Annotated in this window: 24 protein-coding genes and 1 tRNA gene; 11 read left to right on the top strand and 14 right to left on the bottom strand. The window is 32.4% G+C overall.

Annotation, left to right across the window (positions count from 1 at the left end):
- Window position 1: 1 nt before the first annotated feature.
- The gene (dnaA, locus tag G4L40_RS04695; RefSeq protein WP_166235985.1) at window positions 2-1,429 is read right to left on the bottom strand and encodes a chromosomal replication initiator protein DnaA; all 1,428 of its coding nucleotides are present in this window, start codon (window positions 1,427-1,429) and stop codon (window positions 2-4) included.
- A gap of 203 nt (window positions 1,430-1,632) precedes the next feature.
- Here dnaA and G4L40_RS04690 point away from each other — a divergent pair, with 203 nt between their 5' ends.
- On the top strand, window positions 1,633-2,034 hold the full coding sequence (locus tag G4L40_RS04690) for an acyl-CoA thioesterase (protein WP_166235984.1): 402 nt from the start codon (window positions 1,633-1,635) through the stop codon (window positions 2,032-2,034).
- Window positions 2,035-2,038: 4 nt separating this feature from the next.
- On the opposite strand, the gene G4L40_RS04685 is transcribed toward G4L40_RS04690, so the two are convergent.
- The 3 genes from G4L40_RS04685 to ribD are packed head-to-tail and all read right to left on the bottom strand — an operon-like array spanning window position 2,039 to window position 4,297.
- The gene (locus G4L40_RS04685; protein WP_207785325.1) at window positions 2,039-2,653 is read right to left on the bottom strand and encodes an IMPACT family protein; all 615 of its coding nucleotides are present in this window, start codon (window positions 2,651-2,653) and stop codon (window positions 2,039-2,041) included.
- A 2-nt stretch (window positions 2,654-2,655) separates the two neighbouring features.
- Window positions 2,656-3,261, bottom strand: a complete 606-nt coding sequence (locus G4L40_RS04680; RefSeq protein ID WP_166235983.1) for an HAD family hydrolase — start codon at window positions 3,259-3,261, stop codon at window positions 2,656-2,658.
- Window positions 3,254-4,297, bottom strand: coding sequence for a bifunctional diaminohydroxyphosphoribosylaminopyrimidine deaminase/5-amino-6-(5-phosphoribosylamino)uracil reductase RibD (ribD, locus tag G4L40_RS04675; RefSeq protein WP_166235982.1), 1,044 nt, complete (start codon window positions 4,295-4,297; stop codon window positions 3,254-3,256). The genes G4L40_RS04680 and ribD overlap by 8 nt, the downstream gene beginning before the upstream one ends.
- Window positions 4,298-4,378: 81 nt before the next feature.
- Between ribD and G4L40_RS04670 the strand changes: the two genes are divergently transcribed.
- On the top strand, window positions 4,379-4,858 hold the full coding sequence (locus tag G4L40_RS04670) for a GNAT family N-acetyltransferase (protein ID WP_166235981.1): 480 nt from the start codon (window positions 4,379-4,381) through the stop codon (window positions 4,856-4,858).
- Between the two features lie 5 nt (window positions 4,859-4,863).
- A complete protein-coding gene (gene prmC / locus G4L40_RS04665; protein WP_166235980.1) occupies window positions 4,864-5,721 on the top strand; it encodes a peptide chain release factor N(5)-glutamine methyltransferase in 858 nt (285 codons plus the stop codon).
- A 65-nt stretch (window positions 5,722-5,786) separates the two neighbouring features.
- Here the strand turns inward: prmC and G4L40_RS04660 are convergent, their stop codons facing one another.
- Window positions 5,787-7,028: an ABC transporter permease gene (locus G4L40_RS04660; RefSeq protein ID WP_166235979.1), complete on the bottom strand. Its 1,242-nt coding sequence runs from the start codon at window positions 7,026-7,028 to the stop codon at window positions 5,787-5,789.
- Window positions 7,029-7,197: 169 nt separating this feature from the next.
- Between G4L40_RS04660 and hisS the strand changes: the two genes are divergently transcribed.
- Together hisS and G4L40_RS04650 are read left to right on the top strand one after the other, a co-directional pair.
- A complete protein-coding gene (hisS, locus tag G4L40_RS04655) occupies window positions 7,198-8,916 on the top strand; it encodes a histidine--tRNA ligase (RefSeq protein ID WP_166235978.1) in 1,719 nt (572 codons plus the stop codon).
- Window positions 8,917-8,960: 44 nt separating this feature from the next.
- Window positions 8,961-9,308, top strand: coding sequence for a hypothetical protein (locus G4L40_RS04650; RefSeq protein ID WP_166235977.1), 348 nt, complete (start codon window positions 8,961-8,963; stop codon window positions 9,306-9,308).
- Between the two features lie 2 nt (window positions 9,309-9,310).
- On the opposite strand, the gene G4L40_RS04645 is transcribed toward G4L40_RS04650, so the two are convergent.
- From G4L40_RS04645 to G4L40_RS04615, 7 genes are all read right to left on the bottom strand, one after another.
- Window positions 9,311-10,255 (bottom strand): tRNA dihydrouridine synthase, encoded by a 945-nt coding sequence (locus G4L40_RS04645; RefSeq protein WP_166235976.1) that lies wholly within the window; start codon window positions 10,253-10,255, stop codon window positions 9,311-9,313.
- Window positions 10,256-10,272: 17 nt separating this feature from the next.
- Window positions 10,273-10,950, bottom strand: coding sequence for a carboxylesterase family protein (locus G4L40_RS04640; protein ID WP_166235975.1), 678 nt, complete (start codon window positions 10,948-10,950; stop codon window positions 10,273-10,275).
- Window positions 10,951-11,054: 104 nt separating this feature from the next.
- The gene (locus G4L40_RS04635; protein ID WP_166235974.1) at window positions 11,055-15,986 is read right to left on the bottom strand and encodes a LamG-like jellyroll fold domain-containing protein; all 4,932 of its coding nucleotides are present in this window, start codon (window positions 15,984-15,986) and stop codon (window positions 11,055-11,057) included.
- A 397-nt stretch (window positions 15,987-16,383) separates the two neighbouring features.
- A complete protein-coding gene (locus tag G4L40_RS04630) occupies window positions 16,384-17,151 on the bottom strand; it encodes a sulfite exporter TauE/SafE family protein (RefSeq protein ID WP_166235973.1) in 768 nt (255 codons plus the stop codon).
- Between the two features lie 70 nt (window positions 17,152-17,221).
- Window positions 17,222-18,532, bottom strand: a complete 1,311-nt coding sequence (gene murA, locus G4L40_RS04625) for a UDP-N-acetylglucosamine 1-carboxyvinyltransferase (protein WP_166235972.1) — start codon at window positions 18,530-18,532, stop codon at window positions 17,222-17,224.
- Between the two features lie 4 nt (window positions 18,533-18,536).
- The gene (locus G4L40_RS04620; RefSeq protein WP_166235971.1) at window positions 18,537-19,238 is read right to left on the bottom strand and encodes a DUF4290 domain-containing protein; all 702 of its coding nucleotides are present in this window, start codon (window positions 19,236-19,238) and stop codon (window positions 18,537-18,539) included.
- 6 nt (window positions 19,239-19,244) lie between these two features.
- Entirely contained in the window at window positions 19,245-19,529 is a 285-nt protein-coding gene (locus tag G4L40_RS04615) for a DUF493 family protein (protein WP_166236025.1), read from the bottom strand.
- Window positions 19,530-19,655: 126 nt separating this feature from the next.
- On the opposite strand from G4L40_RS04615, the gene G4L40_RS04610 reads away from it, so the two are divergent.
- The 5 genes from G4L40_RS04610 (at window position 19,656) to G4L40_RS04590 (ending at window position 24,202) form a co-directional block, all read left to right on the top strand.
- Window positions 19,656-20,195 (top strand): AAA family ATPase, encoded by a 540-nt coding sequence (locus G4L40_RS04610; protein ID WP_166235970.1) that lies wholly within the window; start codon window positions 19,656-19,658, stop codon window positions 20,193-20,195.
- 39 nt (window positions 20,196-20,234) lie between these two features.
- Window positions 20,235-22,121 (top strand): RecQ family ATP-dependent DNA helicase, encoded by a 1,887-nt coding sequence (locus G4L40_RS04605; protein ID WP_166235969.1) that lies wholly within the window; start codon window positions 20,235-20,237, stop codon window positions 22,119-22,121.
- A complete protein-coding gene (gene fmt, locus G4L40_RS04600; RefSeq protein ID WP_166235968.1) occupies window positions 22,121-23,068 on the top strand; it encodes a methionyl-tRNA formyltransferase in 948 nt (315 codons plus the stop codon). The genes G4L40_RS04605 and fmt overlap by 1 nt, the downstream gene beginning before the upstream one ends.
- A gap of 177 nt (window positions 23,069-23,245) precedes the next feature.
- On the top strand, window positions 23,246-23,524 hold the full coding sequence (locus tag G4L40_RS04595) for an HU family DNA-binding protein (RefSeq protein WP_111567791.1): 279 nt from the start codon (window positions 23,246-23,248) through the stop codon (window positions 23,522-23,524).
- 117 nt (window positions 23,525-23,641) lie between these two features.
- Window positions 23,642-24,202, top strand: coding sequence for a YqgE/AlgH family protein (locus G4L40_RS04590; RefSeq protein WP_166235967.1), 561 nt, complete (start codon window positions 23,642-23,644; stop codon window positions 24,200-24,202).
- Here the strand turns inward: G4L40_RS04590 and G4L40_RS04585 are convergent.
- Window positions 24,195-25,034 carry an aminotransferase class IV gene (locus G4L40_RS04585; RefSeq protein WP_166235966.1) on the bottom strand — a complete coding sequence of 280 codons (840 nt, stop codon included), beginning with the start codon at window positions 25,032-25,034 and terminating at the stop codon, window positions 24,195-24,197. The two genes, G4L40_RS04590 and G4L40_RS04585, sit on opposite strands and share 8 nt — an antisense overlap.
- A gap of 47 nt (window positions 25,035-25,081) precedes the next feature.
- On the bottom strand, window positions 25,082-25,474 hold the full coding sequence (locus G4L40_RS04580) for an START-like domain-containing protein (protein WP_166235965.1): 393 nt from the start codon (window positions 25,472-25,474) through the stop codon (window positions 25,082-25,084).
- A gap of 149 nt (window positions 25,475-25,623) precedes the next feature.
- Here G4L40_RS04580 and G4L40_RS04575 point away from each other — a divergent pair.
- Window positions 25,624-25,697: transfer RNA gene (locus G4L40_RS04575), tRNA-Met, on the top strand.
- Window positions 25,698-25,752 lie beyond the last annotated feature (55 nt).

Here is a 25,752-nt window from a genome sequence, read left to right as displayed (position 1 = left end):
TTTACAGTGATAGTTTTTTGTTGATATCGTCAACAAACTTTTTAAATTGTTTATCTGTAGCTACAAGATTATCAACTGTTTTACATGCATGTAAAACGGTCGCGTGATCTCTGTCTCCAATTTGAGAACCAATGTTAGCTAATGAAGCTTTGGTGAATTTTTTTGCAAAAAACATGGCCAATTGTCTAGCTTGAACTACATGACGTTTTCTTGTTTTAGATTGCAAAGTTTCAACATCTAATTGGAAATAATCAGAAACTGTTTTTTGAATATAATCAATCGAAATTTCACGTTTTACATTTTTAACAAATTTTTCAACAACTTGTTTCGCTAAATCAATTGTAACTTCACGTTTATTAAAAGAAGACTGAGCGATTAAAGAAATAATTGCGCCTTCTAATTCACGAACATTTGATTTGATGTTTTTTGCTACATATTCAATAATTTCATCAGGCATTTCTACACCATCTCTAAATAAAATATTTTTTAAAATAGAAATACGCGTTTCATAATCCGGTTGGTGTAACTCAGCCGAAAGTCCCCATTTAAAACGAGATAATAAGCGTTGCTCAATATCTTGCATGTCTACTGGTGCTTTATCAGACGTAAGAATTACTTGTTTTCCATTTTGGTGTAAATGATTAAATATGTGGAAGAAAACATCTTGCGTTCCTGATTTACCAGATAAAAATTGAACGTCATCAATAATCAAAACATCAATTAATTGATAGAAGTGAATAAAGTCGTTACGTGTGTTTTTCTTAACCGAATCAATATATTGTTGTGTGAAAATTTCAGCAGAAATATATAAAACCGTTTTTTCTGGATATTTATCTTTGATTTCCACTCCAATAGCGTGTGCTAAGTGTGTTTTTCCAAGACCAACACCTCCAAAGATTAATAATGGATTGAACGAAGTTCCTCCAGGTTTGTTAGCAACTGCCATACCTGCACTACGTGCTAAACGGTTTGAATCTCCTTCTAAAAAATTATCAAAACTATAATTTGCATTTAACTGTGATTCGATTTTTAAATTACGAATGCCAGGAATGATAAATGGGTTTTTAAGTTCTGGATTTTTATTAACAATTGGAACATCAACTTCTTGAGGTTTTACCGCAGTTCTATTGTAACTTGGAATTTGCTCTGTAAACGGAAGTTTATTACCATAAGTGTTTTCCATTTTAATTTTATACAATAACTTTGCACTCGGACCCAATTCTTTGGTTAGAGCTACTTTTAATAATTTTACATAGTGTTCTTCTAACCATTCGTAGAAAAATTTACTAGGTACTTGAATAGACAACGCGTTATCGTTTAGCTCAACTGACTGTATAGGTTCAAACCAAGTTTTGTAGGCTTGATCTTGAATATTGTCTTTTATGAAAGACAGACAGTTATTCCATACCGATTGCGCAGTTTTAGTCATAAATTCTATTCTTATTAATAGTTGTTTTTTTGTTTTGTATAGGTTATCTTACAAAAAAGAATAGGGGTTCTTTTTTTATTCTTTGGGATAGCAAATATGTGAACAATTTTCTTTAAAAAAAATTTTTTTGCTATTGATTTTTTAAAAAAAATATTGTAAGTCATTTTAATAATTTTTTAAGATTAATTTAATATCAGTTTAATATGAGAGAATATCAATTTCAAGTTCGTGTACGTTATGCAGAAACCGATCAGATGGGAGTGGTTTATCATGGTAATTATGCACAGTATTTTGAGATGGGACGCGTGGAATGGCTAAGAAATATGGGAGTTTCTTATAAATGGATGGAAGAAAATGGAGTGATGCTTCCTGTTGTTTCGTTATCAATGAATTACAAAAAGCCTGCAAGGTATGATGATTTATTAACGGTAAAAACAATTTTCAAAAGTCAGACTTCAGTGAAGATAGAATTTGACTATGAAATATACAATGAAGCAAATGAGTTATTAACAACCGGTTATTCAATGTTAGTATTTGTAGACATGAAATCTGGGCGTCCAATGGTGCCACCAAGCTATGTTTCAGAAAAAATAAATGCGTTGTAAAAAGCTATTTTTCAATCAATTTTACTTCATACAAATTTTCAAAAGTGTCCAATAGATTTTGGGCATTTTTTTTTCGGGTTGCAATCTCAATTTCACAATCCATTTCCATTTTTTGTGAAACAATTTGTAGATTTTTTTCTTTGATAATTCGCATCACTTTATTCATGTGTGCATAACCAAATGATATAATAAAATGCTTGTCAATTGTTTTTTCGATAATAGTAGCATTTTCCATAGCCATTTGCGCCGCCGTTTTATAAGCTGAAATTAATCCGCCAACGCCTAATTTTACGCCTCCAAAATAGCGAACAACTACAATTAATATATTAGTTACTTCAAAAGATTGTATTTGACCATAAATAGGCATTCCAGCACTATTATTTGGTTCGCCATCATCATTCGCTCTATATTGAATTTTTTCTGTTCCAATTTGGTAAGCATAACACCAATGTCTTGCTGAAAAATGTTCTTTTTTTAATTGGTCTAAAATTTCTTTAACTTCTTCTTCAGATGTTACTGGAAATGCATAGCCAAAGAATTTGCTGTTCTTTTCTTTAAATAAAATTTCTTCGGAAGCAGCTGTAATGGTTTTATAAGTATCGTTAATTATTGTTGTCAAAATTAAAAGCTAAATTTTTTAGAAAATAAATCTACTACATCTTCTTTTCCTACTTCTAGATTCCAAACTTGAAGTCCTAGTTTTTCAGCAACTTCTGTGTTTTCTTTTTTGTCATCAATAAATAATGTTTTCTTAGGATTCAAATTATGATTGTTTATCACATATTTAAAAGCATCTTCTTCTGGTTTTCTAAGTTTAATTTCATACGAAAAATATACTTTTTCAAAACAACTATAAAAGTCGCGGGCAAAAGTTTGTCCTTCTTTGTGCTCAAATTTTTCAATATGAGTATGGTCGGTATTGCTTAAAAGAAACAAGCGATACTTTGATGAAATCATTTGTAAAAATTCTAATCGATACAATGGAAAATCACCTAGAATTGAATTCCAAGCACTTCTAATGCTTATTAAATCTGCATCAGGTAAGTGTTTTTGAAACCCAGACATAAATTCTAATTCGTCAATTTTTCCGAGTTCATACTTTTTGTTTAAAGCGTCTAAATCTTCGTGCCAAGCGGTTAAGCCTAATTTTCTAAATTCGGTATCTATCGCTTGCTTGTCTAAATTGATAAAGACATCTCCAAAGTCAAAAATAATTGCTTCAATCATAATTTCTGATAATTTTAAGTTGGTCATCCATTATGTCAAAACGGTTTACTGGAAATCCAGTTAACTTTGGGGCATTTGTTCCGTTTTGAAATTTTATTTGTCCGTTAAAAATCCTTGCTTCGTCCCAAATTCCTGCGTCTATAAAACTTTGTAAGGTTTTTAAACCACCTTCAATTATAATCGATTGAATTTCATGTTTGTACAATATTGATACAATAGAATGAACAAGGCTTTTACCAAAGATAACATTTTCATAGATACAATTTTCAGTTGTTGAAAAATTTTCAGTTGCTGTAATGAAAATTGTTTTTTGTGAATTATCTTTTACATTGTAATTTTTTGAAACTTTTCCGGATTTATCTAATACAATTCGAATTGGATTATTTCCTGAAAAATCACGAGCATCTAATTTCGGATTATCGTCTAAAACCGTATTTGTTCCCACTAAAATCGCTTGTTCTTCCGTGCGCCATTTGTGAACCAATTGTCTTGAGTATTGATTTGTAATCCAAACCGGACTTTTTTCTTCTCTCGAAATCGGAGCAATAAAGCCATCAGCGGTTTCAGCCCATTTCAAAATAATATAAGGTCTTTGTTTTTGATGAAAAGTAAAAAAACGTTTGTTGAGTTCGTTGCATGCGTCTTCTAAAATGCCAACGGTTACGTTTCTACCGCTTTCGACTAATTTTTTGATGCCATTTCCAGCCACTTTTGCAAAGGGATCAACGGTTCCAATCACAACATTCGGAATTTCATTTGCGATAATCAAATCACAACAAGGAGGTGTTTTTCCGAAATGACTACACGGTTCTAAACTCACATAAATCGTAGCTCCTTTCAATAATGATTTGTCTTTTACAGAGTTTACCGCATTGACTTCCGCATGTGGTTCGCCTGCTTTTTTATGCCAACCTTCGCCAATAATCTTACCTTCGTGCACAATCACACTTCCTACTAACGGATTAGGATAAGTAGTTCCTAAACCATTTTTAGCGAGTTCAATACAGCGTTTCATGTAAAATTCGTGCGTCGTCATAATACAAAAGTAGTATTTTTAAGATAGAGTTAATAATCGATTCTATCAATTTATGTACTTTTACCCAACAATAAAAATGCTATGCTAATTAGAGAAATCCAACAAAAAGATAATGAAGCAATTGCTAAGGTAATTCGTGCTATTTTCCATGAATTAGACGCACCAAAAGTAGGAACAGCTTATGCTGACCCTATTTTGGATACGTTATACGAAGTATATCAAGCACCACGTTCTATATATTATGTCGTGGAAAATGAAGGGAAAGTTGTTGGAGGTTGCGGTGTGGCATCTTTAGAAAATGGAAATGTTTCTGTATGTGAATTACAAAAAATGTATTTTGCACCTGAAATTAGAGGAACAGGTTTTGCCGAAAAAATCATCGAAAAATGTCTAGAATTTGCAAAAATACAAGGATATGAAATCTGTTATTTAGAAACTTTATCGTTCATGACAGCAGCTCAAAAACTTTACAAAAGAATAGGATTTGAAAATATTTGTGCTCCAATGGGAAATACAGGACACAGTAGTTGTGAAGTTTGGATGACGAAGAAATTAGTTTAAAAATTATGCTACTAAAACAATACAAAACCCATTTTTTCGATTCGTTAAAAAATATCCAAGATGAACAAGAAATCGAAAGTTTCTTTTTCATCTTAACTGAATATTTGCATAATTTAAAACGAGTAGATGTAGCTTTGAATTCCAATTTTGAACTTTCGGACGAAGAAGTTCAAAAATGGAATGCTATTTTAGTGGATTTACAACAAGAAAAACCCATTCAATACATCACGGGTGAAGCTTGGTTTTATGGTTTAAAATTTGAAGTCAATGTAAATACCTTAATTCCAAGACCAGAAACAGAAGAACTTGTCGAATTCATTCTTAAAGAAACTTCCAGCTTCCAACTTCCAGCTTCCAACCTAAACATTCTCGACATTGGAACAGGAACAGGTTGTATTCCCATTTCATTAAAAGCTAATTTACCACAAGCCAATGTTTCAGCTATTGATGTTTCCGAAAAAGTATTAGAAGTTGCCAAAAGAAATGCCGAATCAAATAAAGTAGAAATCAATTTCATTCAAGCCAATATTTTAGAAGTTGAAGATTTAAATCAACATTTTGATATTATCGTTTCAAATCCCCCTTATGTTCGTAATTTGGAAAAAGAAGAAATCAAGAAAAATGTCTTGGACTACGAACCGCATTTAGCATTGTTTGTAGAAGATACAGATGCTTTACTTTTTTATAGAAAAATTGCACAATTAGCTTTAAAAAACTTGTCTCCAAACGGATTATTGTTCTTCGAAATCAATCAATATTTAGGAAAAGAAACGGTTGAATTATTACAAAATTTAGGTTTCAAAAATATCGAATTGAAAAAAGATATGTATGGTAATGATAGAATGATTAGATGTTCGATTTAACCTAACACAAATTACACAAACTCCTTAGCGAACTTTGCGTAAAACTTTGCGTCTTTGCGTTTAAATTACTCGTAACGCAACGCTTCTACTGGATCTAATTTAGCGGCTTTTAAAGCTGGAACCAACCCAGAAATAATGGTAACTAAAATTGTGGTAATTATCGTAGCAGTAATTGCTAACCATGGTGTGCTGAATTCAAATTTAAGTAAAGAAGCAATTAAATATCCTGTACCAATTCCTAAAATTAATCCGAGTAATCCACCCAGTTGGCTAATTACAAAGGTTTCTGTTAAAAATTGCCATCCAATAGTTGATTTTTTTGCTCCTAAAGATTTTCGAACACCAATTTCTCGTGTTCTTTCAGTTACAGAAACTAGCATAATATTAGTTAACGCAATTGTAGAACCAAAAACAGTTAGCAATCCGATAACCCAAGCAATAATACTCAAAAACTCTACTTCTTCAAGTAAAGTGCGTCTTAAATCATCGCTACGTTCTATTCCAAAATTGTCTTTTTCTACTGGACTCAGTTTTCGAACTCTTCGCATGGTGATGATTGCGTCGTCAACTGCTTCATTTAATAAGGCTTCGTTGTTTACCATCACATCTAAATCATAATTGATGTTTGGTGCCGAAAAAAGCGAACGCGCCACTTGGGTAGGAATCAAAACTCGTAAATCTTGACTATTGCCAAATGTGGAACCTTTTTCTTTTAAAACACCAATTACTCTAAACTTTGCACCACGAATCGAAATGATTTTATCAATCGGATTCAAATTGGCAAACAGGCCTTTTTCAAAATCAGAACCTAAAATACAAACGTAGTTGTTGTTTGCAACATCAAAAGAATTCATGTTTCTTCCTTTTACTACTTCCAAACCTTTATTTGGGCAAAAATTTTCGTCAATACCTACTACAGAAATTTCTGGATCGGTTTTTTTGTCTTGGTATTTTACTTCAATGGCTGAACCCGCCGTAAAAGACAATGAGGTAGAAGTAAACGGAAAATTATATTTGTCTTGAAATGCTTTTGCTTGTGGATAGCTAATGATAGGATTTACACGTTGTTCTGCGTCATTTTGATTGATTTCTGAAGAAAAATCGTATTGGCTTATAGAAAAAGTATTCGATCCCATTGATGCAAAATTATTCAACAATGAATTTTCTAAAGCGGTAACCAATGTTAATACACCCACCAAAGCCCAAATTCCAATTGCAATAATTAAAACTGTTAATGAAGTTCGCAAAGCCTGACTTTTAATAGAATCAAGCGCAATTTTCGTATTTTCCTTAAATAATCCTACCATGACTATAAGACTACAAATTATTTATTTTGTTACATTAAAAAAGTAATTAGTAAAAAGTAACTAGTAATTAGTCTTATAATTTTTTGAAGTCAGTAATATATCCGATATTTGCATTGCAAAAAAACAGAATTGTCTTATTGACACATTTTCAAATTGACACATTAGAAAAATGGCACAAAAACCAAGCATACCAAAAGGAACTCGAGATTTTTCACCAGCAGAAGTGGCGAAACGCAATTATATTTTCAGTACGATAAAAACCAATTTTGAGAAATTTGGCTTTCAACCTATTGAAACGCCTTCGTTTGAAAATTCAGAAACCTTAATGGGAAAATATGGGGAAGAAGGCGATCGACTGATTTTTAAGATTTTGAATTCGGGTGATTATTTTTCTACTTTTAATAGAGCTTTAGCTGTTTATTTTAAGGTCGTTTTTTCTCGAGTAATTAAGGAAATTTATAAAGATTCTGATTTAAATAGTGTTGAAAGATTTAAAGAAATTCTAACATCTAAAGATTTTATTGACTTTATAGTTGAAGAAGTTAATAAAACTAAGAATGAAGAATATAAAATTCAAGATTTTTATAATGATTCTTTAAAAAAATTATTAGAAGACCAGATTGATTTTTTAAAAAATTCAAATTTATTAAATCAGTTATTTGAGGAAAAAAGTAATGTAGTTGGTGAATATGATTTTGATAATAATAAAAAATTACAAAGTCTCATAGATAATTTGGTTGAGAATACTTTAGGTAAATGGTTGAAAAATGTTGATAGTAAAGATTTAACAAAACAAATTTCTGAAAAAGCACTTCGTTACGATTTAACCGTTCCTTTTGCGCGTTATGTGGTGCAACACCAGAACGAAATTGAGTTTCCGTTTAAGCGTTACCAAATTCAACCCGTTTGGCGTGCGGATCGACCTCAAAAAGGACGTTTCAGAGAGTTTTATCAATGTGATGCGGATGTGGTGGGTTCGAATTCGCTTTGGCAAGAAGTGGAGTTGGTGCAATTGTATGACTCAGTTTTTAGTCAGTTAGGTTTAGGTGGCGTTACGATTAAAATTAACAATCGTAAAATATTATCAGGAATTGCTGAGGTAATTGGCGCTTCGGATAAATTGATTGATTTTACGGTAGCTTTAGATAAATTAGACAAAATAGGTGAGGACGGCGTGAAAAAAGAAATGTTAGAAAAAGGCATTTCGGAAACGGCGATTGAAAAAGTACAACCATTGTTCAATTTCACTGGTACTATCAACGAAAAAATAGAAAAATTAGCGAATTTATTAGCGAATTCAGAAGAAGGAATGAAAGGCGTAAACGAGTTGCAATTCATTTGTGATAACGTTACGACTTTAGGTTTGCAAACTGCTTTCTTGGATTTAGACGTGACGTTAGCTCGTGGTTTAAATTATTACACAGGCGCTATTTTTGAAGTCGCTGCACCAAAAGGTGTTGCTATGGGTTCGATTGGTGGCGGTGGACGTTATGATGATTTGACGGGTATTTTTGGATTGAAAAACATGTCGGGTGTAGGAATTTCATTTGGTTTAGACCGAATTGCTTTGGTAATGGAAGAAGTAGGTTTGTTTCCAGAAGCTGTTTTAGCCACATCAAAAGCATTGTTCTTAAACTTTGGTGATAAAGAAGCGTTGTACGCGATGAAAGCCATCGGAAAATTACGTCAAAAAGGAATCAAAGTAGAATTATATCCAGATAAATCAAAAATCGACAAACAATTCAAACATGCTGATAGAAGAGGAATTCCATTTGCAGTAATTGTAGGAGAATCGGAAATGGAGCGTGAAGAATTTGGCTTGAAAAATTTAGCTACTGGCGAACAACAAAAAGTGGACTTTGCAACATTAGTTACTTTATTACAATAAATAATAGTTGAACTTTGTCCTTGAACTTGTAATTGATTTTTGATATGAATGTAGACGACGAAGCTAAAAAAGTAATTTGGTCACTTCAGAACAACAAACGTACTGAAGCAGAACGCAATGTATTTGCTCCAACCGGCAAAAAACCGATGAATAAAACCGTAGTTTATATTTTCTCGGCGATTGGAATTACTTTTTTGATGAGTTTTGCGTTGTCACAGTTTTCAAAAGAAACCACGCAATTTTGTTTTCTAATTGATAGTTATTGCTTCAATTCTACCGAAAATCCAATTGCTTACACGTTTTATATTTTTATGAATCTTTGGATTTTGATTTTAGGAATTGGAATGGCTTATTTGATAGGGAAGAAGTTAGGGAATAAATTTAAAATATAGACTTACCCGTTTTTAAAAATCTCTTTCACAGCCGCTTCGTAATTCTTACTATTTCCCGCTTTTTTAATCTTTTTGTATGTCTTTTGTGGATTGGAAAATGATTCTGAAAAGTATTCCCAAAAACCAAGCATTTTCATGCGAATAGGTGTTGGACCTTGTAAATAAGCATCATATTCTCTGTAGATTTCATCGTGGAAAGCTTCAAAAAGCTCCAATCTATTTTTAGGATATTCTGTAGTGTTATTTTTAATCATTGAAGGTAAAAACGGATCAGCAATTAAACCTCTGCCAATCATCCAATGATCAATTGAAGGAAAGCGTTCTTGTAATTCTTTGAATTTAGCTACCGATGTAATATCGCCATTGTAATAAAGCTTCTGTTTTGAGGTGTCTAAACATTTCTGAAACGAGTCTAAATCGACACCACCTTTGTATAATTGTTTGCCAATTCGAGCATGAATTGCAATGTTTTTAATTGGATATTGTTCTAAAATGGGGAAAACATCTAAAATTTCGGTTGGATTTTCATAACCCATTCGCATTTTCATCGAAACAATAATGTCGGTTTCATTATGAACACGTTTTAAGATGTGCTCAATTTGCGAAGTATTACTTATCAATCCCGAACCCATACCGCATTTAGCCACCATTGGATAGGGACAACCTAAGTTCCAATTCAATTCTTTGTATCCAAATTGCTGTACGTATTTAGCAACGAATAAAAATTCTTCAGCATCATTCGTAATAATTTGCGGAATAACTTCTAAAGTTGAATTGTTCTCAGGAAGAATATCACGTTCGTAAGAACCTTTTACCGCCAATTTTCCATTCAACTTAATGTAAGGCGAATAAAAAGTATCGATGCCACCAAAGTGTTTGTGAAAGGCGTTTCGGAATCTAAAATCGGTAAATCCTTGTAAAGGTGATGATAATAAGGTAATGCTCATGAGGCAAAGGTAATGGTTTATTCTCTTTTTTGTTCGAATAACCAATTATACATAGCATCTTGATGAAAAATATTCTCTACACTTCCGTGATTTCCTCCTTTTATAACAGTGAATATTAGCTTGGCTTTTTCGTTACACTTTCGAATAGCATTCACTACTTTTTCTGATTCTGACATAGGAACAATGTAATCTTTATCACCATGTTGAATCCAAAGCGGAATAGTGGCTAATTTGCAACCATCGCTTACATTTCCGCCACCACAAATAGCAACAGCTGCCGTAATTTTATCTGCATGTTTTCCAGCAAAATGCAAGGTTCCGTAGCCACCTAAACTCATACCACATACATATACGCGAGTTGAATCGGTATTGTAATTTTTTTGTACATATTCTAAAACTTCTAAAACTTTATCTGGATTCCAGCTTCCTTTTGCGAGTTGAGGTGCTACTACAATGGCAGGAATTTTTCTTCCTTTATCCATAGCGCGAAGTACGCCATATCTTCTTACTCGATTTAAATCGGTTCCAGAAAGACTTTTTCCGTGCAGAAAAATTAAAATAGGTTGTTTTTCAGTACTTTCTTTTTCGGGTACATTAATCCAAAAAGGATAAGTGGTTTTATCGCTAATGGTTTTTAGTTGTGCCGAAACGGAATGAATACATCCAAATAACAAGAAAAAGTATAGGGATTTCATGACTTTTGATTTTAGAATGCAAAAGTAGCCTATTTGTTTTGAACTTAAAATAGAAAATGATGGTAAATAAAGAATCTCAGAACATGCTGAGATTCTTTATAATATTATTTGATTATTATTTTTTTGCTAAAATGTTTTGAATCTATCGAATTAGCTTGCACAATGTAGATACCTTTACTTAATCCTTTTGTCTTGATTGTAATTTGTTGTTGATTTTGATTGACAATTTTCCAAGTTTCAATTTTTTGACCTAATATTGAAAAGAGACTAACTTCATTTATGATTTCATTATTTAAAGAATTATTTATTTTAATTTCTTGTGTTTCATTGTCATAATAAACAGTAAGTTGGTCGTCAATAGTATTTAAATCAGTTGATAATGTAGGGTTGTAAAAGCGCAAACTGAATCGCGAAGCAATTACTCCTGCAGGAATAGTTATTTCCAATAAATTAGTTCTAATATCATAGTAAGAATCTGTTAAATTATCATGAATGTAGATAGGTTGATTGGGATCAAAGTTTTCTAAATTATCAATCATGAATTTCACTAATCCAGTTTGATTACTAATTACAGTCAATGGATATATGTTTGTATTATTGAAATAACCAACTCCTTGAATAATAAGATTGATATTACCCAATGGAAAATAAATGTCATTTGGTTGTGGGTCTAATATTTCTCCATCATATCCTGGGTTATAGTTGTCATCAGCATATTGATTCATAAAACCTAGTAATAGCTGTCTGTGCATATTGGTACAACCAGTATAGCCTAATCTTACAGTTGCAAATCCTGTAGATTGTGAGGTGATTGTGTTTTCGGATTTATTTTCTTTAATAGTACCTTTGAACATTATATTGGAATCAACTTCATTTTCTTTTACAAAATCTCTTTGGCTGTTTTGAAAAGTTATTTGTCCTCCAGTGTTGTTGCCTTTTATGATGTAGCCTTGCGCAACAGGAATTTCTCTTCCTGGAATTCTTGAACTAGATCCAGTTCCACTAATTAATGCTGGTGCGATAGGAGCAATTCCGCCTACAAGATTTCTTGCTCCATATCCACCTTGATAACCTGCCAAGACGTGGGTATTGTTTGATGGATAATGCTCCCAAAAGTATAATGTTCCAGTGATGTAACCTAAATTATCCAAAATAAAATCATTTGCGTCAAGTGCTGATGGGTATGGATTTCCAGTCAATAAAATGTTATTTGGCGCTATTTGTATTCCAGCGTGATTTATAACGCCATTATTAGGCTTTCCTGAAAAAACATAATTTTGAGGAACTATAGCTGGAGCTATTGCAATACCACTTCCTTTCATTGTAAATCCTTGACCAACTAAAAGCGTTGAGTTCTCATTAATTTGTTGCCAATTGGCATAAATTGGTGTAAGATTTGTAAATTTATTTAACCAAAATTTAGCCAATCGTAATGGGTTTGAAGAACCATCATAACCATTAATCCACGCAATTGGTTGAGGATTATTAGGATTAGTACCATCTTTTAAAACATTGGCTATTGTAAAACCAGTATTATTTTCAGTTGTTGAAACTATAGAACTTACGGGTGATGACCAATAGTTATAATTAAACTTATTACCTGTTCCTTGTTGGTCACGTTCTAAAATTCCAATACTTGAAGGGTCTAAATCGCTATCAGTTGTTTGAAGAAGTTGTGATCTTCCTTGTAAATCTATTTTTCCATCTAGTTTTAAATACCAATCATTTTGGAGTTTTGAATCTCCTTGCATGATTATAGTTATGTTTGGATCAATTAATAAACCTAAATCAATGTTATTAGAAGTAGTTGTTATATTGTGTTTGGCATGTATTATTGACCAATCATATTCTTCAGCATCAATACCTCTAATTTCTTTAATTGTTGAATGCACAGCAGTAGGAAAATCACCTGTTTGCTCTGTAATGAATGGCATTGGAGCTTCTTGATATTTTATAGTTTTTACATTATAAATTGTTGCTCCTATTGCTGTGTCAATGGTGGCTGTGGTATGATTATCAATAATATCATCTTTGTAATTATCCATTTTAAAGTATCGAATCAAATTAGCCCAAGGTAACGATGGAATATCTTTTGGGATGATTAATCCTCTCACTTGCCCAGCATTATTACCAATTTCCTGATAAATCATTTTTTGTAATTGTGCATCTGATAAAGCTATGTTGAAAAGTCTTATTTCATCAATTTTTCCTTTAAAATATTGAGAATTTGAGATTGGATTTTTTCCAATGGTGAATAAAGAGGCATCGGCATTTATTGCACCTGAGATTGAAGTACTTTTTATTTTTTCACCATTCACATATAGATGTAGGAAGCCATTTGTACCGTCATAAACAGCAGCTACATGAATCCATTGCGAGTCTGATAAGAAATTGTCATATTGTAAAACAGTTCCATTAGCAATTACTTTTAATTTTTTAGCACTATCTATAACTAATTTCAATTTATCTTGACCTACAACAACACCTTCAGAATTAAATAAGCTGTTTATATTAATCCACGCCATTAGCGAAGCATTCTGCCAACCGCCAAGTAGAGAAACATCTGCACCATAATCATTTCTTCCATCAAAAGATAAAAATAGTTTGCGCTCTAAATCTCTTGGAGAACCAAATTGATTATCATTTGTATCAAAATTATCAATGATTCCATCTTTATCATTGTCAGTAGTGCCATCAATTATACCATCACTGTTTGTGTCTAAATTAGCATAAAGAGTTGGTAAAATATCAAAGTTACTACCATTTGATTTTAAGTCAATATAATCTGGAAATCCATCTCCATTAGTGTCAATTACATAATTTAGAAATGGGGCAATAGTAGTACCTTGATCCAAATTACCATAAACATTAAAATTATAATCATAAATATCAAGAATTCCATCTCCAAAGCCTTCTAAATTGCCATCAGCATTAGTGTCTTTGTTTCTAAATGTTTCAGATTCTGGTCCGTCGCCAGTTCCATCGCCATCGATATCACCATCTCCATTTTCATAGCCTACATAAGCATTAATGTTTTCTGCCCATGATTCGTCTACATCAAAAATACTATCATTATCACTATCTAAATCTAAATAGTTTGGAACTCCGTCACCATCAGTATCAGGAACCAATTGAGATTCAGCAATGTCATGCATTCCATTTGAATTTGCATCAACCCAATTTACTACATAGGCTTTGCCTTCGCTTAGATTTCCTAAACCTACTTCAACAATATCTGGTAAGCCATCATTATCAGAATCTAAGTCGAATACATCTGCTACTCCATCACTATCTAAGTCACATAAAGTTTGAGATATTAAAATATCATCTAAGGCTAAATCGTTTCCAGTACCTCCTGTTTCATTGTTGATAAAAATTACTTTGAAAGCACTTACGTTTAGTACTAAATCTGCTGTAAAATGCTGCCAATCTCCAGCCAAATTACCAGCGGTGGTAGGTGTAATATCTCCAGTTTCTATGAAAGTTATTAAACCATCATTCATATCTCTAAATTCTACTCTTACATCCGGTCTCAATCTGGTGGCAATCCCTGGAGCATCTGTTCTATCTAGGTTTAAAACCCAAAAACTATATGTTATAGGAATGTTTGGTAATGCCCCAGAAATGGTTGCAGTATAAAAAATACCAGGTGTGTATGAAGCATTAAAAATCGCCATCCTTCCATTGGTATCTCCTGTATGATCACCTCCTAGATGCCAATATGCTGCTGCCCATGAAGCAATTTGTGCTGAGGACCCAACAGTATATTTACCATCATTCAAATCTACTGTACTTAAATTTGGACACTCAGGTGTATTTATTCCTGCTGTACCATCTTCATAACAATAGGTTGTAATAGCATTATAGGTAGTATTAATTGTTGTTCTAGCTCCTGTACCAAAAGTCTCATGTAAAAATTTATAATTTACTTTTGGACCATTCATTAAGTTACAATTACTTTCCTCTGTAGCATCTTGAATACAATCGTTATCATCATCAATATCAATGTTGTCAAATACTGCGTCGTCATCGCTGTCAAAAAAGGTTTGAATACCTTCGCCTTTTATTTCAAAAAGATAGGGGTTATTTGTATCAGCATTGCTTGAAATGGAAACAGTAGCGGTTTTCACGCCTAATGTTATAGGATTGAAAGTGATTTGAAACGTGGTTGAAGCCTCGCTATTAATTGTACTTGAAGGAAAACTAGACACACTAAAAGCACTACTTCCACTTATTTGAACAGTTGGACTACCTGATAAATTAATAGTGTTTGAGCCTATGTTTTTAATGGTGAAAGTCTTAATAATTGGAGTAGCTCCAATCTGTGTAGTTCCAAAGTCGGTCCCATTTGTTGTGATAGCAGATGAATTGTATGATACTACATTATTATTTGTTCCTGTTACATTAATAAAACTCCCAATAGGAGTGCCAGATAGACTTACATTGTCTATAAAATAATAATCTCCTGTATTGCTTTGGTTATCTCTTTCATCAAATCGTATTCTTACTAAAACTTGTGTATTTCCATTTGGAATATTTAATGTGTATGAAGAACCAACTGTAATTCCAGCAGCGGCCGAATGAGAAAAAGCTAAATTGTCTGATGTGTCATTTTTTCCATCAATTAATTTTGTTGAGGTATAGGTAAGACCATTGTTATAGGAAACGTCTAAATAAAAATCATCACTATCATCTGGAGTTCCGTCACAAGAAAAATGTAAGGTTACCTTTACATTAGTATACGCGCTAATATTTGTATTAGTAAACGAAATGGTAGGGTCATTAAATAAAAGCCCAACAATTGATGAATTAGAACCGCCAAAGCGCAATGAGTTAGGTGTTGAAACAAATCGGGATGTATTTGTTCCAATGGTACCCATATTTATAGAACTCGTATAATTCCATGTGTCAGCAGCACTACTGTCAAATCCTTGTGAAGTTATTAAGGTTTGCGAGTAACATACAATTTGTCCACAGTACCAGAATAAAATTGCCCATAGAAAATGGCTTGTAGTTGAGGTAATTTTCTTTTCCATAAATCATTGCATTAAAATTAGTATTCATTTAGTTCATTTCAGTGAATAGATTTTTGGGTATAAATGCTATTTTGGGGTGTAATTAGAAAAAAAATATGAATTTTAAAGGCGCTATGGATTATTTCACTGTAGCACAAAGTTGAATAATATAATTTTGAATGCCTATTGATAATTAATAACTGCTGTGAATTTCAGCATAAGTGTTTGTGTTTTGGAATAGCTAAAATTCCAACAAGTAAATAGTGTTTATCTTTTAGTAATCAATGGTTTATGATGAAATTCTTTGAAAGAGAAAATGAATCAGCTAAATAAAGTTGCTTAAAGAAAATGCTTTTTTTTGCAGTATTTTATTTTTTATAAATTCATTCTGGTTTGAAAATAGGAGAGGAGAAGTCATTTATTTTAAAAACACATCATAACCAAAACGCAACAAAGCAATTCCTACAATGATTAAAAAGAATATTCGTATAAATCCATTTCCTTTTGAAATGGCTAATCTTGCGCCTAACCATGAACCAGTAACATTACAAATTGCCATAGGAATTGCTAGAGACCAAATAATTTTTCCTTTTAAAATAAATAAAACGATGGAGCCGATGTTGGTAGCCAAGTTGACCAATTTTGCATAGATGTTGGCTTTTAAAAAATCAAAACCTAAAACAGCTATAAACACCATAATTAACAAACTTCCAGTTCCCGGACCAATAAATCCATCATAGAAACCTAAAAAAACACAAATTATGCAACCATAAATATAAGTTTGCTTTTTTGATAATTTATTTACTTGAAATTGTCCAAAATCTTTCTTGAAATAGGTGTATAGTAATAATAAAATTAAAACGACAAAAAGCAAAGGTTTCATAAAATCATTCTGCATTACATTGAGTAAACTTGAACCCAAATAGGCAAAACCAAATGAAAAAATTGCCATTACAAAGAATAGCTTCCAATTCACTTTTGACGATTTCAAATAATGATAGGTTGCCATAGTAGTTCCACTGAAACCAGGGATTTTTAAGGTTCCAATAATGGAAGCAACAGGAATATTAGGTAACAAAATTAAAGCGGCAGGTGTTTGAATTAAGCCTCCGCCACCTACAATGGCATCAATAAAACCTGCTACGAAAGAAGCAATACAAAGAAAAAGGATAATGTAGGTTTCCATTTTATAGTAATCAGTCACAGTGTTCAGTCACAGCAATACTGCTTACTGCGACTGAACACTGAATACTAAATTATACTCTTACAATATTAGCTCCAATCGCACGAAGTCTTTCGTCAATGCGCTCGTAACCTCTATCAATTTGTTCAATATTTTGAATGGTTGAAGTTCCTTTTGCTGTTAAAGCGGCAATTAACAATGAAATTCCGGCTCTAATGTCTGGCGAACTCATTGTTGTTGCTTTTAATTGTGATTCGAAGTTATGCCCCATAACCACAGCTCTATGTGGGTCACACAACATAATTTTTGCTCCCATATCGATTAACTTATCCACAAAGAATAAACGACTTTCAAACATTTTTTGGTGAATTAATACATCACCTTTTGCTTGGGTACAAACTACTAATACAATACTCAATAAATCTGGTGTAAATCCAGGCCATGGTGCATCAGAAATAGTTAAAATCGAACCATCAATATCGGTTTTAATTTCATACCCGTCCTTGTGAGCTGGTATGTGAATATCATCACCTTTTCGCTCTAAAGTAATACCTAATTTTCTGAATACATTAGGAATTTGCCCTAGATTATCCCAACTTACATTCTTAATTGTAATTTCACTTCTTGTCATTGCTGCAAGACCAATCCACGAACCTATTTCTACCATGTCAGGTAAAATTTTGTGTTCGCAACCGCCTAAACTTTCTACTCCTTCAATAGTTAATAAATTTGATCCTACGCCTGAGATTTTAGCTCCCATTGCGTTTAGCATTTTACATAATTGTTGTAAATAAGGTTCACAAGCTGCATTGTAAATCGTAGTGGTTCCTTCTGCTAAAACAGCTGCCATAACAATATTTGCCGTTCCTGTTACAGAAGCTTCGTCTAACAGCATATAAGAACCTTGTAGTCTTCCGTCAATTTCCACACCATAAAAATGGTCTTCTCTTTCGTATCTAAACTTGGCACCTAAATTAATAAATCCTTCAAAATGGGTATCTAAACGACGACGTCCAATTTTATCACCTCCAGGTTTTGGGATGTACCCGCAACCAAAACGAGCTAACAATGGACCTACAATCATAATAGAACCTCTTAAACTGCCGCCTTCTTTTTTGAAAGCTTCTGTTTTTAGATAATTTACATTGACTTCATCTGCTTGAAACGTATAATCGCCTGGGCCATTTTTTTGAATTTTAACGCCTAGATTACCTAAAAGTGTAATCAATTTGTTTACATCAATAATGTCTGGAATATTGGTAACTCTTACTTTTTCAGAAGTTAGTAAAACAGGACATAAAACTTGTAAAGCTTCATTTTTTGCTCCTTGAGGAGTAATTTCTCCTTTTAACGATTTGCCCCCTTCAATTTTAAATGTTCCCATGTAATTAACTATTTTTTTTGAATGTATTTTTATTGTTTTTGTTTAAGTGCCCTTTATTGTTATTGTTTTTCTTTACAATGCCGGGTTTGTTTGTACTGAACTGTGTTTTGTTAGACACTTTTTTGTTGACTTTCATCAAATCGTGTGTATTTGAAAGCTCTTCGTTTGATTTTGAAAGATTTAACTTTCCACCCGAAAGCTCTAACAAATGTTCAAAAATTACTTCATCAGTTACGGTATCTTTATTCCAGCTCAAATAGCACTTTTTCATGTGATTAGCGATAACTAAAACTAACGCATTTTTTAATTCACTCTCTTCCCAGCTGTTGGCTACATCAATCATGTATTTGATGTTATTGCCATAAAAACGATACTTTGGGAAATTTTGAGGATATTTTAAACGCTCGGGTTTTTGGGTGAGTATGTCTTTTGATGGAATTGGATAAGGTGAATCTACCTCTAAGTTAAAATCAGACATTATAAATAGCTGATCCCATAATTTGTGTTGAAAATCAGGCACATCTCTTAGGTGTGGATTTAACGAACCCATTACAGAGATGATATACTTTGCTGCTTTGTTTCGTTCTTCTCTGTCTTCAATTGCCGTTGCTTGGTCAATTAATTTTTGCAAATGCCTTCCATACTCGGGAATAATCAAATGTGAGCGTTGCGAATTATATTCTAAATAACTTACTTCTTCTGTCATGATTTTTTATAATGAAATGATGCCTTCAATATCTGAAACAGCAATATATTTATCAATTACACTTTGAGCACTAGGCATCAATACACTAATTGAAACACTTGTAAACTTTCCTGTTTTAGATTGTTGTGTGCTTATTACAGCACCCATATCGTTAAATTCTGCTTCTATTTTGGCAATACTATGATTATCTGAAGGCAAAATAAATTTAAATAAATACTCTGAAGGCCAAAGTGTTGAGTTTGACAATTCTTCTTTTAATCGAATGTAAAAATCTTCTGTTTTCTTATCCATCATCATTTCTTAATTGAAAAGCAAATATACTTTTTTATGTTCAGAATTATATTGTTAGCACTTATAAAATTTTTAAGTTGATTAGATTTTTAAAAAAACTTACTTTTGCCAATTAGATTTTCGTTTATGAATAAAGAAATTGTGGTTTTAATTGGTGGACCTAGCTCGGGAAAAACAACCTTAATTGAAGCACTTAAAGAAAAAGGATATACTTGCTATCCAGAAATTTCGCGTGAAGTTATCAAAGAAGCACAAGAACAAGGCATTGAACAATTGTTTCTTGAAAAACCTTTGTTGTTTAGCGAATTGCTTTTGGAAGGTAGAAAAAAACAATTTCGTTCCGCACAAAACGAAGATGCTCCAATTGTATTCTTAGACCGTGGAATTCCAGATGTTTTGGCATATATGCACTACATTGGCGATTCTTACCCTGCCTTTTTTGACCAAGCTTGCAAAGACCATACCTATACTTCTATTTTTGTATTGCCTCCTTGGAAAGATATTTATGTAAGTGATGCAGAACGATATGAAAACTATGAACAAGCTGTTTTAATTCATGAACATTTGATGGAAACTTACCAAAAGTATGGTTATTCAATTGTTGAGGTTCCAAGAGATACCGTTGAAAAACGTATTGATTTTATTGTGAAACATCTTACAAAATAAAACTTTTTGTACCTTAGTGTTTCTAAAAGCTTTAATTACATGCCAGAAGCCTTATTATTACTTCAAAAATATTGGAAACACGAAAGTTTTAGACCCCCACAAGAACAAATTATAGAATCGGTTCTAGAGGGGAACGACACCTTCGCTCTGTTGCCAACGGGGGGTGGTAAATCGGTTTGTTTTCAAATTCCAGCTTTACTTTTAAACGGAATTTGCTTGGTAGTTTCGCCTTTGATTGCCTTGATGAAAGATCAAGTGCAAAATTTGCAAAGTAAAAACATAAAAGCAATTGCCTTAACGGGTGGTATTTCTCAGGATGAAGTAATTGATATATTAGACAACTGCCAATTCGGAAATTACAAATTTTTATACCTTTCGCCAGAAAGACTACAACACGATTGGATTGTAGATCGATTGAAACAATTGCCTATTAATTTAATTGCCATTGACGAAGCGCATTGTGTAAGCCAATGGGGACACGATTTTAGACCCGCGTATTTAAAAATTTCCCAACTAAAAACTGCATTTCCTAAAACACCTTTTTTAGCCTTAACAGCCACTGCAACTAAACGTGTTCAAAAGGATATATGTGAAAGCTTAGCCTTAGAGAATACCAAGTTTTTTACCAAATCATTTTCGCGAGATAATTTAGCTTATCATGTTATTAAAACAGAAGATAAGTTATTTAAAATACAACAAATTTTAACCAAAAATCCACAACCTTCAATTGTGTATGTTCGCAATCGAAAAGCATGTATTGAAACATCTCAACAATTACAGCAGTTAGGATTTACGGCTACTTTTTATCACGGAGGTTTGCCTGCAAAAGAGAGAGAAAAAAACATGCAGTCTTGGTTAGAAAATAAAGCCCAAGTTATGGTGGCTACAAATGCTTTTGGAATGGGAATTGACAAACCCGATGTAAAAACGGTTATTCATATTCAACTGCCGGAAAATATCGAAAATTATTACCAAGAAGCAGGAAGAGCAGGAAGAAATGGTGAGAAAGCTTTCGCAATTATTTTAACCAATTTAGGTGATATCGAATACACAAAAAGGCAATTTATTGATGTTTTACCCGATAAAAAATTTGTTCGTGAAGTGTATGTGAAATTGAATAACTTTTTTCAAATCGCTTATGGAGATGGCTTTAACGAAAGTTTTGCCTTTAACTTGAATCAGTTTTGTTCACACTACAATTTCCCAATTTTAAAAGTGTTTAATGCACTGCAATTTTTAGATAGGCAAGGGGTATTGACTTTTCAGAATGAATCTTCGGAGAAAATGAGCTTGCAATTTATCATACCAAGTAAAGAAGTACTTCGCTACATTAGTTTACATCCGCATGATGAGGCTATTATTACCACCATTTTGAGAACCTATTCCGGAATTTTTGATATAGAAACAGTAATTAATCCACATCTAGTTGCTAAAAAAGCGAATTGTTCAGAAGCGAATGTTGTTAAAGTAATTGAACAATTAGCCAATAACAATTGTATTGCTTTGCATGCTAAAAACAATGATAGTGCAATAACATTTAATGAAGTGCGTGAGGACGATTTAACAATTAACCGAATTGCTAAATTTTTAGAACATCAAAATCAATTAAAACAAGATCAATTTCAAAGTGTAATTGATTATATTTCTAATGAAGATAGTTGTAAGAATAAATTGTTACTTGCATATTTTGACGAAATAACAACAACTGATTGTGGTATTTGTTCCTATTGTATCACTAAAAAGAAACAAAATCCTTTGGCGACAACAGATTTGATTCTACAATTATTACAAAAAGGAAATTTATCTTCACGAGAAATTGAAAATTCGCTTCAAATTTCTGCTGAAGCCACTATCTTTGCATTGCAATTATTGTTAGAACACAACAAAATTGCTATTAATTCACACAATCAATATTACACATTATAATGGAAAAACTTCGAATTGTATTCATGGGAACACCCGACTTTGCTGTGGGTATTTTGGATACTATTTATCAAAATAATTATGAAATCGTTGGCGTAATTACAGCACCAGATAAGCCCGCAGGTCGAGGTCAAAAAGTAAGTACAAGTGCAGTGAAAGAATATGCGGTTTCTAAAAACTTGCGTTTATTGCAACCTACCAACTTAAAAGCGGAAGATTTTTTAGCTGAGTTAAAAAGTTTGGATGCAAATTTACAAGTTGTTGTAGCGTTTAGAATGTTGCCTGAAGTAGTATGGAAAATGCCAAAATTAGGTACTTTTAATTTGCATGCCTCTTTATTGCCCCAATACCGTGGTGCTGCTCCTATCAATTGGGCAATTATTAATGGAGAAACCAAAACGGGTGTAACCACTTTTTTTATTGATGACAAAATTGATACCGGTGCGATGATTTTGAGTAAAGAAACAAGCATTGGTGCTAATGAATCTGCTGGAGAATTGCACGATAGATTAATGCAATTAGGAAGTGAAACAGTCATTGAAACCTTGCAATTAATAGAAAAAGGAGAAGCTACTACAACAATTCAAACGGAAAATCCAGCGATAAAAACTGCTTACAAATTAAATAAAGACAACTGCAAAATAGATTGGAGCCAATCTGGAACCGCAATTTTTAATTTAATTAGAGGTTTGTCGCCCTATCCAGCAGCGTGGACCTATATTAAAGATGGCGAAAACGAGTGGAATGTAAAAATTTACGCAGCATCTTTCGAAGAAAAAGTGCATATTGATGCAGTTGGAAAAGTTAGCACTACAAAAAAAGAAATTTTTATTACTACTAAAGATGGTGTGCTAAAAGTTACTAGCTTACAATTTCCGGGAAAGAAAAGAATGCTAGCGCACGAACTTTTAAATGGAATAACTTTTTCAGAAAACGCCATCGCGCTGTAAGCCCTGAAAACGCTATAATTGAGCCTAAATTTTAAAAAAACAAACAATGTTATTAACATTTGAGCTATTTTATTAACATTTTTATCGAAAAGTTTGTCAAATGCTTGCACAGCTCAATTATACCGCTAAATTTGTCATATAATAATTAAGTTTAACCAATTATAAATAACTTTAATCATGAACAAATCAGAATTAATCGATGCAATGGCAGCTTCTGCTGGTATTACAAAAGCAGCTGCTAAATTAGCTTTAGAATCATTTTTAAGCAATGTTGAAGGAACTTTAAACAAAGGTGGAAGAGTTTCTTTAGTAGGTTTCGGATCTTGGTCAGTATCTAAAAGAGCTGCAAGAGATGGTAGAAATCCTCAAACTGGAAAAACTATCAAAATTGCTGCTAAAAATGTAGTAAAATTCAAAGCTGGTGCTGAATTAGAAGGAGCAGTAAACAAAAAATAATTTTTTGATTATACAGTATAAAAGTCTCGATTATGTCGGGACTTTTTTGTTTATAATCGATTTTATTTGATTTTGTAAACTTTTTTTGATAACTTTAGGTAATAAAATTGCAGAAATATGATATCAACTTTACCAAAAAAAGGTCACTTACTTATAGCTGAGCCTTCTATTTTAGGCGATGTTTCATTTAATCGCTCTGTAATTTTACTTGCAGAGCATAATGACGAAGGTTCAATCGGTTTTATCTTAAATAAACCTTTAAATTATTCCATTAATGATTTGATTCCTGAAATCGATGCTGCGTTTAAAATCTATAATGGCGGTCCAGTAGAGCAGGATAACCTGTACTTTATTCACAATATTCCAGAAATTATTCCGAATAGTATCGAAATTTCAAACGGTATCTATTGGGGTGGCGATTTCGAAACTACAAAACACCTTATCAATACAGGTAAAATCAGCAAAAACAATATTCGTTTTTTTCTTGGATATAGCGGTTGGAGCGTGAATCAATTAGAACTTGAAATGCATGAAAACGCATGGATTGTTACCGAAAACACGCTTAAAAATAAACTGCTTTCAAAATCCAGTAATCAATTTTGGAAAGAAAAAATTATTGAACAAGGCGGCGAATATGTGCTGTTTTCAAATGCTCCCGAAAATCCCGCGCTTAATTAAGTCTTATTTTAGCATTTAATTTAACTAATAAATCTTTTGAAAAATCGGACGTGAATTCTTTTTTTCTGTATTTCGTTATGGGTTGAATTCCCGAAATTACATTGGTAAGAAATAATTCATCTGCTTTTTGCAAATCAAACGGAGAAATACTAGCTTCTTTAAATGTTATTGCTTCTGTTTTTTTCAAAATCTCAATTATTTGCTTTCGCATAATTCCATTTAAACAACCATCAGCAATAGGTGGCGTAACCACAATATTCCCTGATTTCATAAATAAATTACTTTGCAAAGCTTCCACTACATTTTTTTCGTCATTTAAAACCAAACAGGTATCATAACCATTTTCTTTGGCAAAAATACTTCCCGCAATTTGAAGCATTTTATTGTTCGTTTTTAAAGTGGATAGCAATTGTTTTGTAATATAGAAATCTTTGTATAATTCTACTTCATAGTTAGATTTTTCGATAGTATAAACCGAATGTTCAAAAGGAATTGCCTTGACAATAAATTCAATAGCATTACTAATTGGTGTATAAAATCCGTCCGAATTTCTAAAAACTGAAAATCGAACTCGAAACGAACTAGACTTAGGTAATGAATTTGTTAGATTTAAAATCTGCTCTTCAAAAAATTCCATAGTAAAATGCATTGGAATTTCCATACGACAAATTCGCATAGAAGCCATCAGTCTAAAATAATGATCTTCAAGAAATAACACATTGTTGTCAAGTACTTTTATAGTTTCAAAAAGAGCATCTCCAAACAAAAAACCTCTGTTTGAATCGATTAAAACACTACTGTTTTCTTGAATAGTTCCGTTATAATTTACCATAAAAAATCCCGATTAAATCGGGACAAATATACTCTTTATAATTTAGTTTAAACAGAACCTAATACATGTTTTAAATCAGAAATTTGATTTTCCCATAGCAATTTGGATTCGTCTAATTCATCTTCATGGGCAAAATCCGAAATTACAATGGAAACATCTTTTGTGATTTCATCTTCCAAAATTTTCATTTCAAAAAAGTAATCTGTTTCTGTATCATCTTCATTCAACCATTTGAATTTTATGCGTTCTCCCGACTTTTTTGAAGCTAGTTTGGCCTTTTCTTCTGAATCATCCCAGATAAAAGTAAAAAATTCACCTCTAGAATTTACGTTGTCCGCAAACCATTCCGATAATCCAGAAGGCGTTGATATATATTGATATAATAATTGTGGCGAAGACTGAATTGGAAATTCTAATTCATATTTTATTTTTACACTCATTTCATAAAATTTAAGGTTGGAAATATATAGAGAATTAATTGAAAATACAAAAAAAGATTTTATTTATTTTTTGTAAAATTATATTTGCAAAGAATATAAATAGTTATATATTTGCACCCGCATTCAACAAGGATGTGAGACCAACATTTGGCGAGGTAGCTCAGTTGGTTAGAGCGCAGGATTCATAACCCTGAGGTCACGGGTTCAACTCCCGTCTTCGCTACGAAAAATAAGTATTTTAAAATCAACGGATTAGTGTTTGCTAATCCGTTTTTTTA

The sequence above is a fragment of the Flavobacterium celericrescens genome, assembly GCF_011392075.1.
GTDB lineage: Bacteria > Bacteroidota > Bacteroidia > Flavobacteriales > Flavobacteriaceae > Flavobacterium > Flavobacterium celericrescens.
The sequence above is the reverse complement of the archived record's forward strand: the minus strand, read 5'-3'. Positions and strand labels throughout refer to the sequence as shown.

Coding starts and splice junctions, on each gene's coding strand:
- G4L40_RS04580 (WP_166235965.1), bottom strand. CDS start 25,474: ATGAGTGTAAAAATAAAATATGAATTAGAATTTCCAATTCAGTCTTCG.
- dnaA (WP_166235985.1), bottom strand. CDS start 1,429: ATGACTAAAACTGCGCAATCGGTATGGAATAACTGTCTGTCTTTCATA.
- G4L40_RS04670 (WP_166235981.1), top strand. CDS start 4,379: ATGCTAATTAGAGAAATCCAACAAAAAGATAATGAAGCAATTGCTAAG.
- hisS (WP_166235978.1), top strand. CDS start 7,198: ATGGCACAAAAACCAAGCATACCAAAAGGAACTCGAGATTTTTCACCA.
- fmt (WP_166235968.1), top strand. CDS start 22,121: ATGGAAAAACTTCGAATTGTATTCATGGGAACACCCGACTTTGCTGTG.
- murA (WP_166235972.1), bottom strand. CDS start 18,532: ATGGGAACATTTAAAATTGAAGGGGGCAAATCGTTAAAAGGAGAAATT.
- G4L40_RS04630 (WP_166235973.1), bottom strand. CDS start 17,151: ATGGAAACCTACATTATCCTTTTTCTTTGTATTGCTTCTTTCGTAGCA.
- G4L40_RS04635 (WP_166235974.1), bottom strand. CDS start 15,986: ATGGAAAAGAAAATTACCTCAACTACAAGCCATTTTCTATGGGCAATT.
- G4L40_RS04680 (WP_166235983.1), bottom strand. CDS start 3,261: ATGATTGAAGCAATTATTTTTGACTTTGGAGATGTCTTTATCAATTTA.
- G4L40_RS04650 (WP_166235977.1), top strand. CDS start 8,961: ATGAATGTAGACGACGAAGCTAAAAAAGTAATTTGGTCACTTCAGAAC.
- prmC (WP_166235980.1), top strand. CDS start 4,864: ATGCTACTAAAACAATACAAAACCCATTTTTTCGATTCGTTAAAAAAT.
- G4L40_RS04640 (WP_166235975.1), bottom strand. CDS start 10,950: ATGAAATCCCTATACTTTTTCTTGTTATTTGGATGTATTCATTCCGTT.
- G4L40_RS04615 (WP_166236025.1), bottom strand. CDS start 19,529: ATGGATAAGAAAACAGAAGATTTTTACATTCGATTAAAAGAAGAATTG.
- G4L40_RS04585 (WP_166235966.1), bottom strand. CDS start 25,034: ATGGTAAATTATAACGGAACTATTCAAGAAAACAGTAGTGTTTTAATC.
- G4L40_RS04645 (WP_166235976.1), bottom strand. CDS start 10,255: ATGAGCATTACCTTATTATCATCACCTTTACAAGGATTTACCGATTTT.
- G4L40_RS04690 (WP_166235984.1), top strand. CDS start 1,633: ATGAGAGAATATCAATTTCAAGTTCGTGTACGTTATGCAGAAACCGAT.
- ribD (WP_166235982.1), bottom strand. CDS start 4,297: ATGACGACGCACGAATTTTACATGAAACGCTGTATTGAACTCGCTAAA.
- G4L40_RS04590 (WP_166235967.1), top strand. CDS start 23,642: ATGATATCAACTTTACCAAAAAAAGGTCACTTACTTATAGCTGAGCCT.
- G4L40_RS04620 (WP_166235971.1), bottom strand. CDS start 19,238: ATGACAGAAGAAGTAAGTTATTTAGAATATAATTCGCAACGCTCACAT.
- G4L40_RS04660 (WP_166235979.1), bottom strand. CDS start 7,028: ATGGTAGGATTATTTAAGGAAAATACGAAAATTGCGCTTGATTCTATT.
- G4L40_RS04595 (WP_111567791.1), top strand. CDS start 23,246: ATGAACAAATCAGAATTAATCGATGCAATGGCAGCTTCTGCTGGTATT.
- G4L40_RS04610 (WP_166235970.1), top strand. CDS start 19,656: ATGAATAAAGAAATTGTGGTTTTAATTGGTGGACCTAGCTCGGGAAAA.
- G4L40_RS04605 (WP_166235969.1), top strand. CDS start 20,235: ATGCCAGAAGCCTTATTATTACTTCAAAAATATTGGAAACACGAAAGT.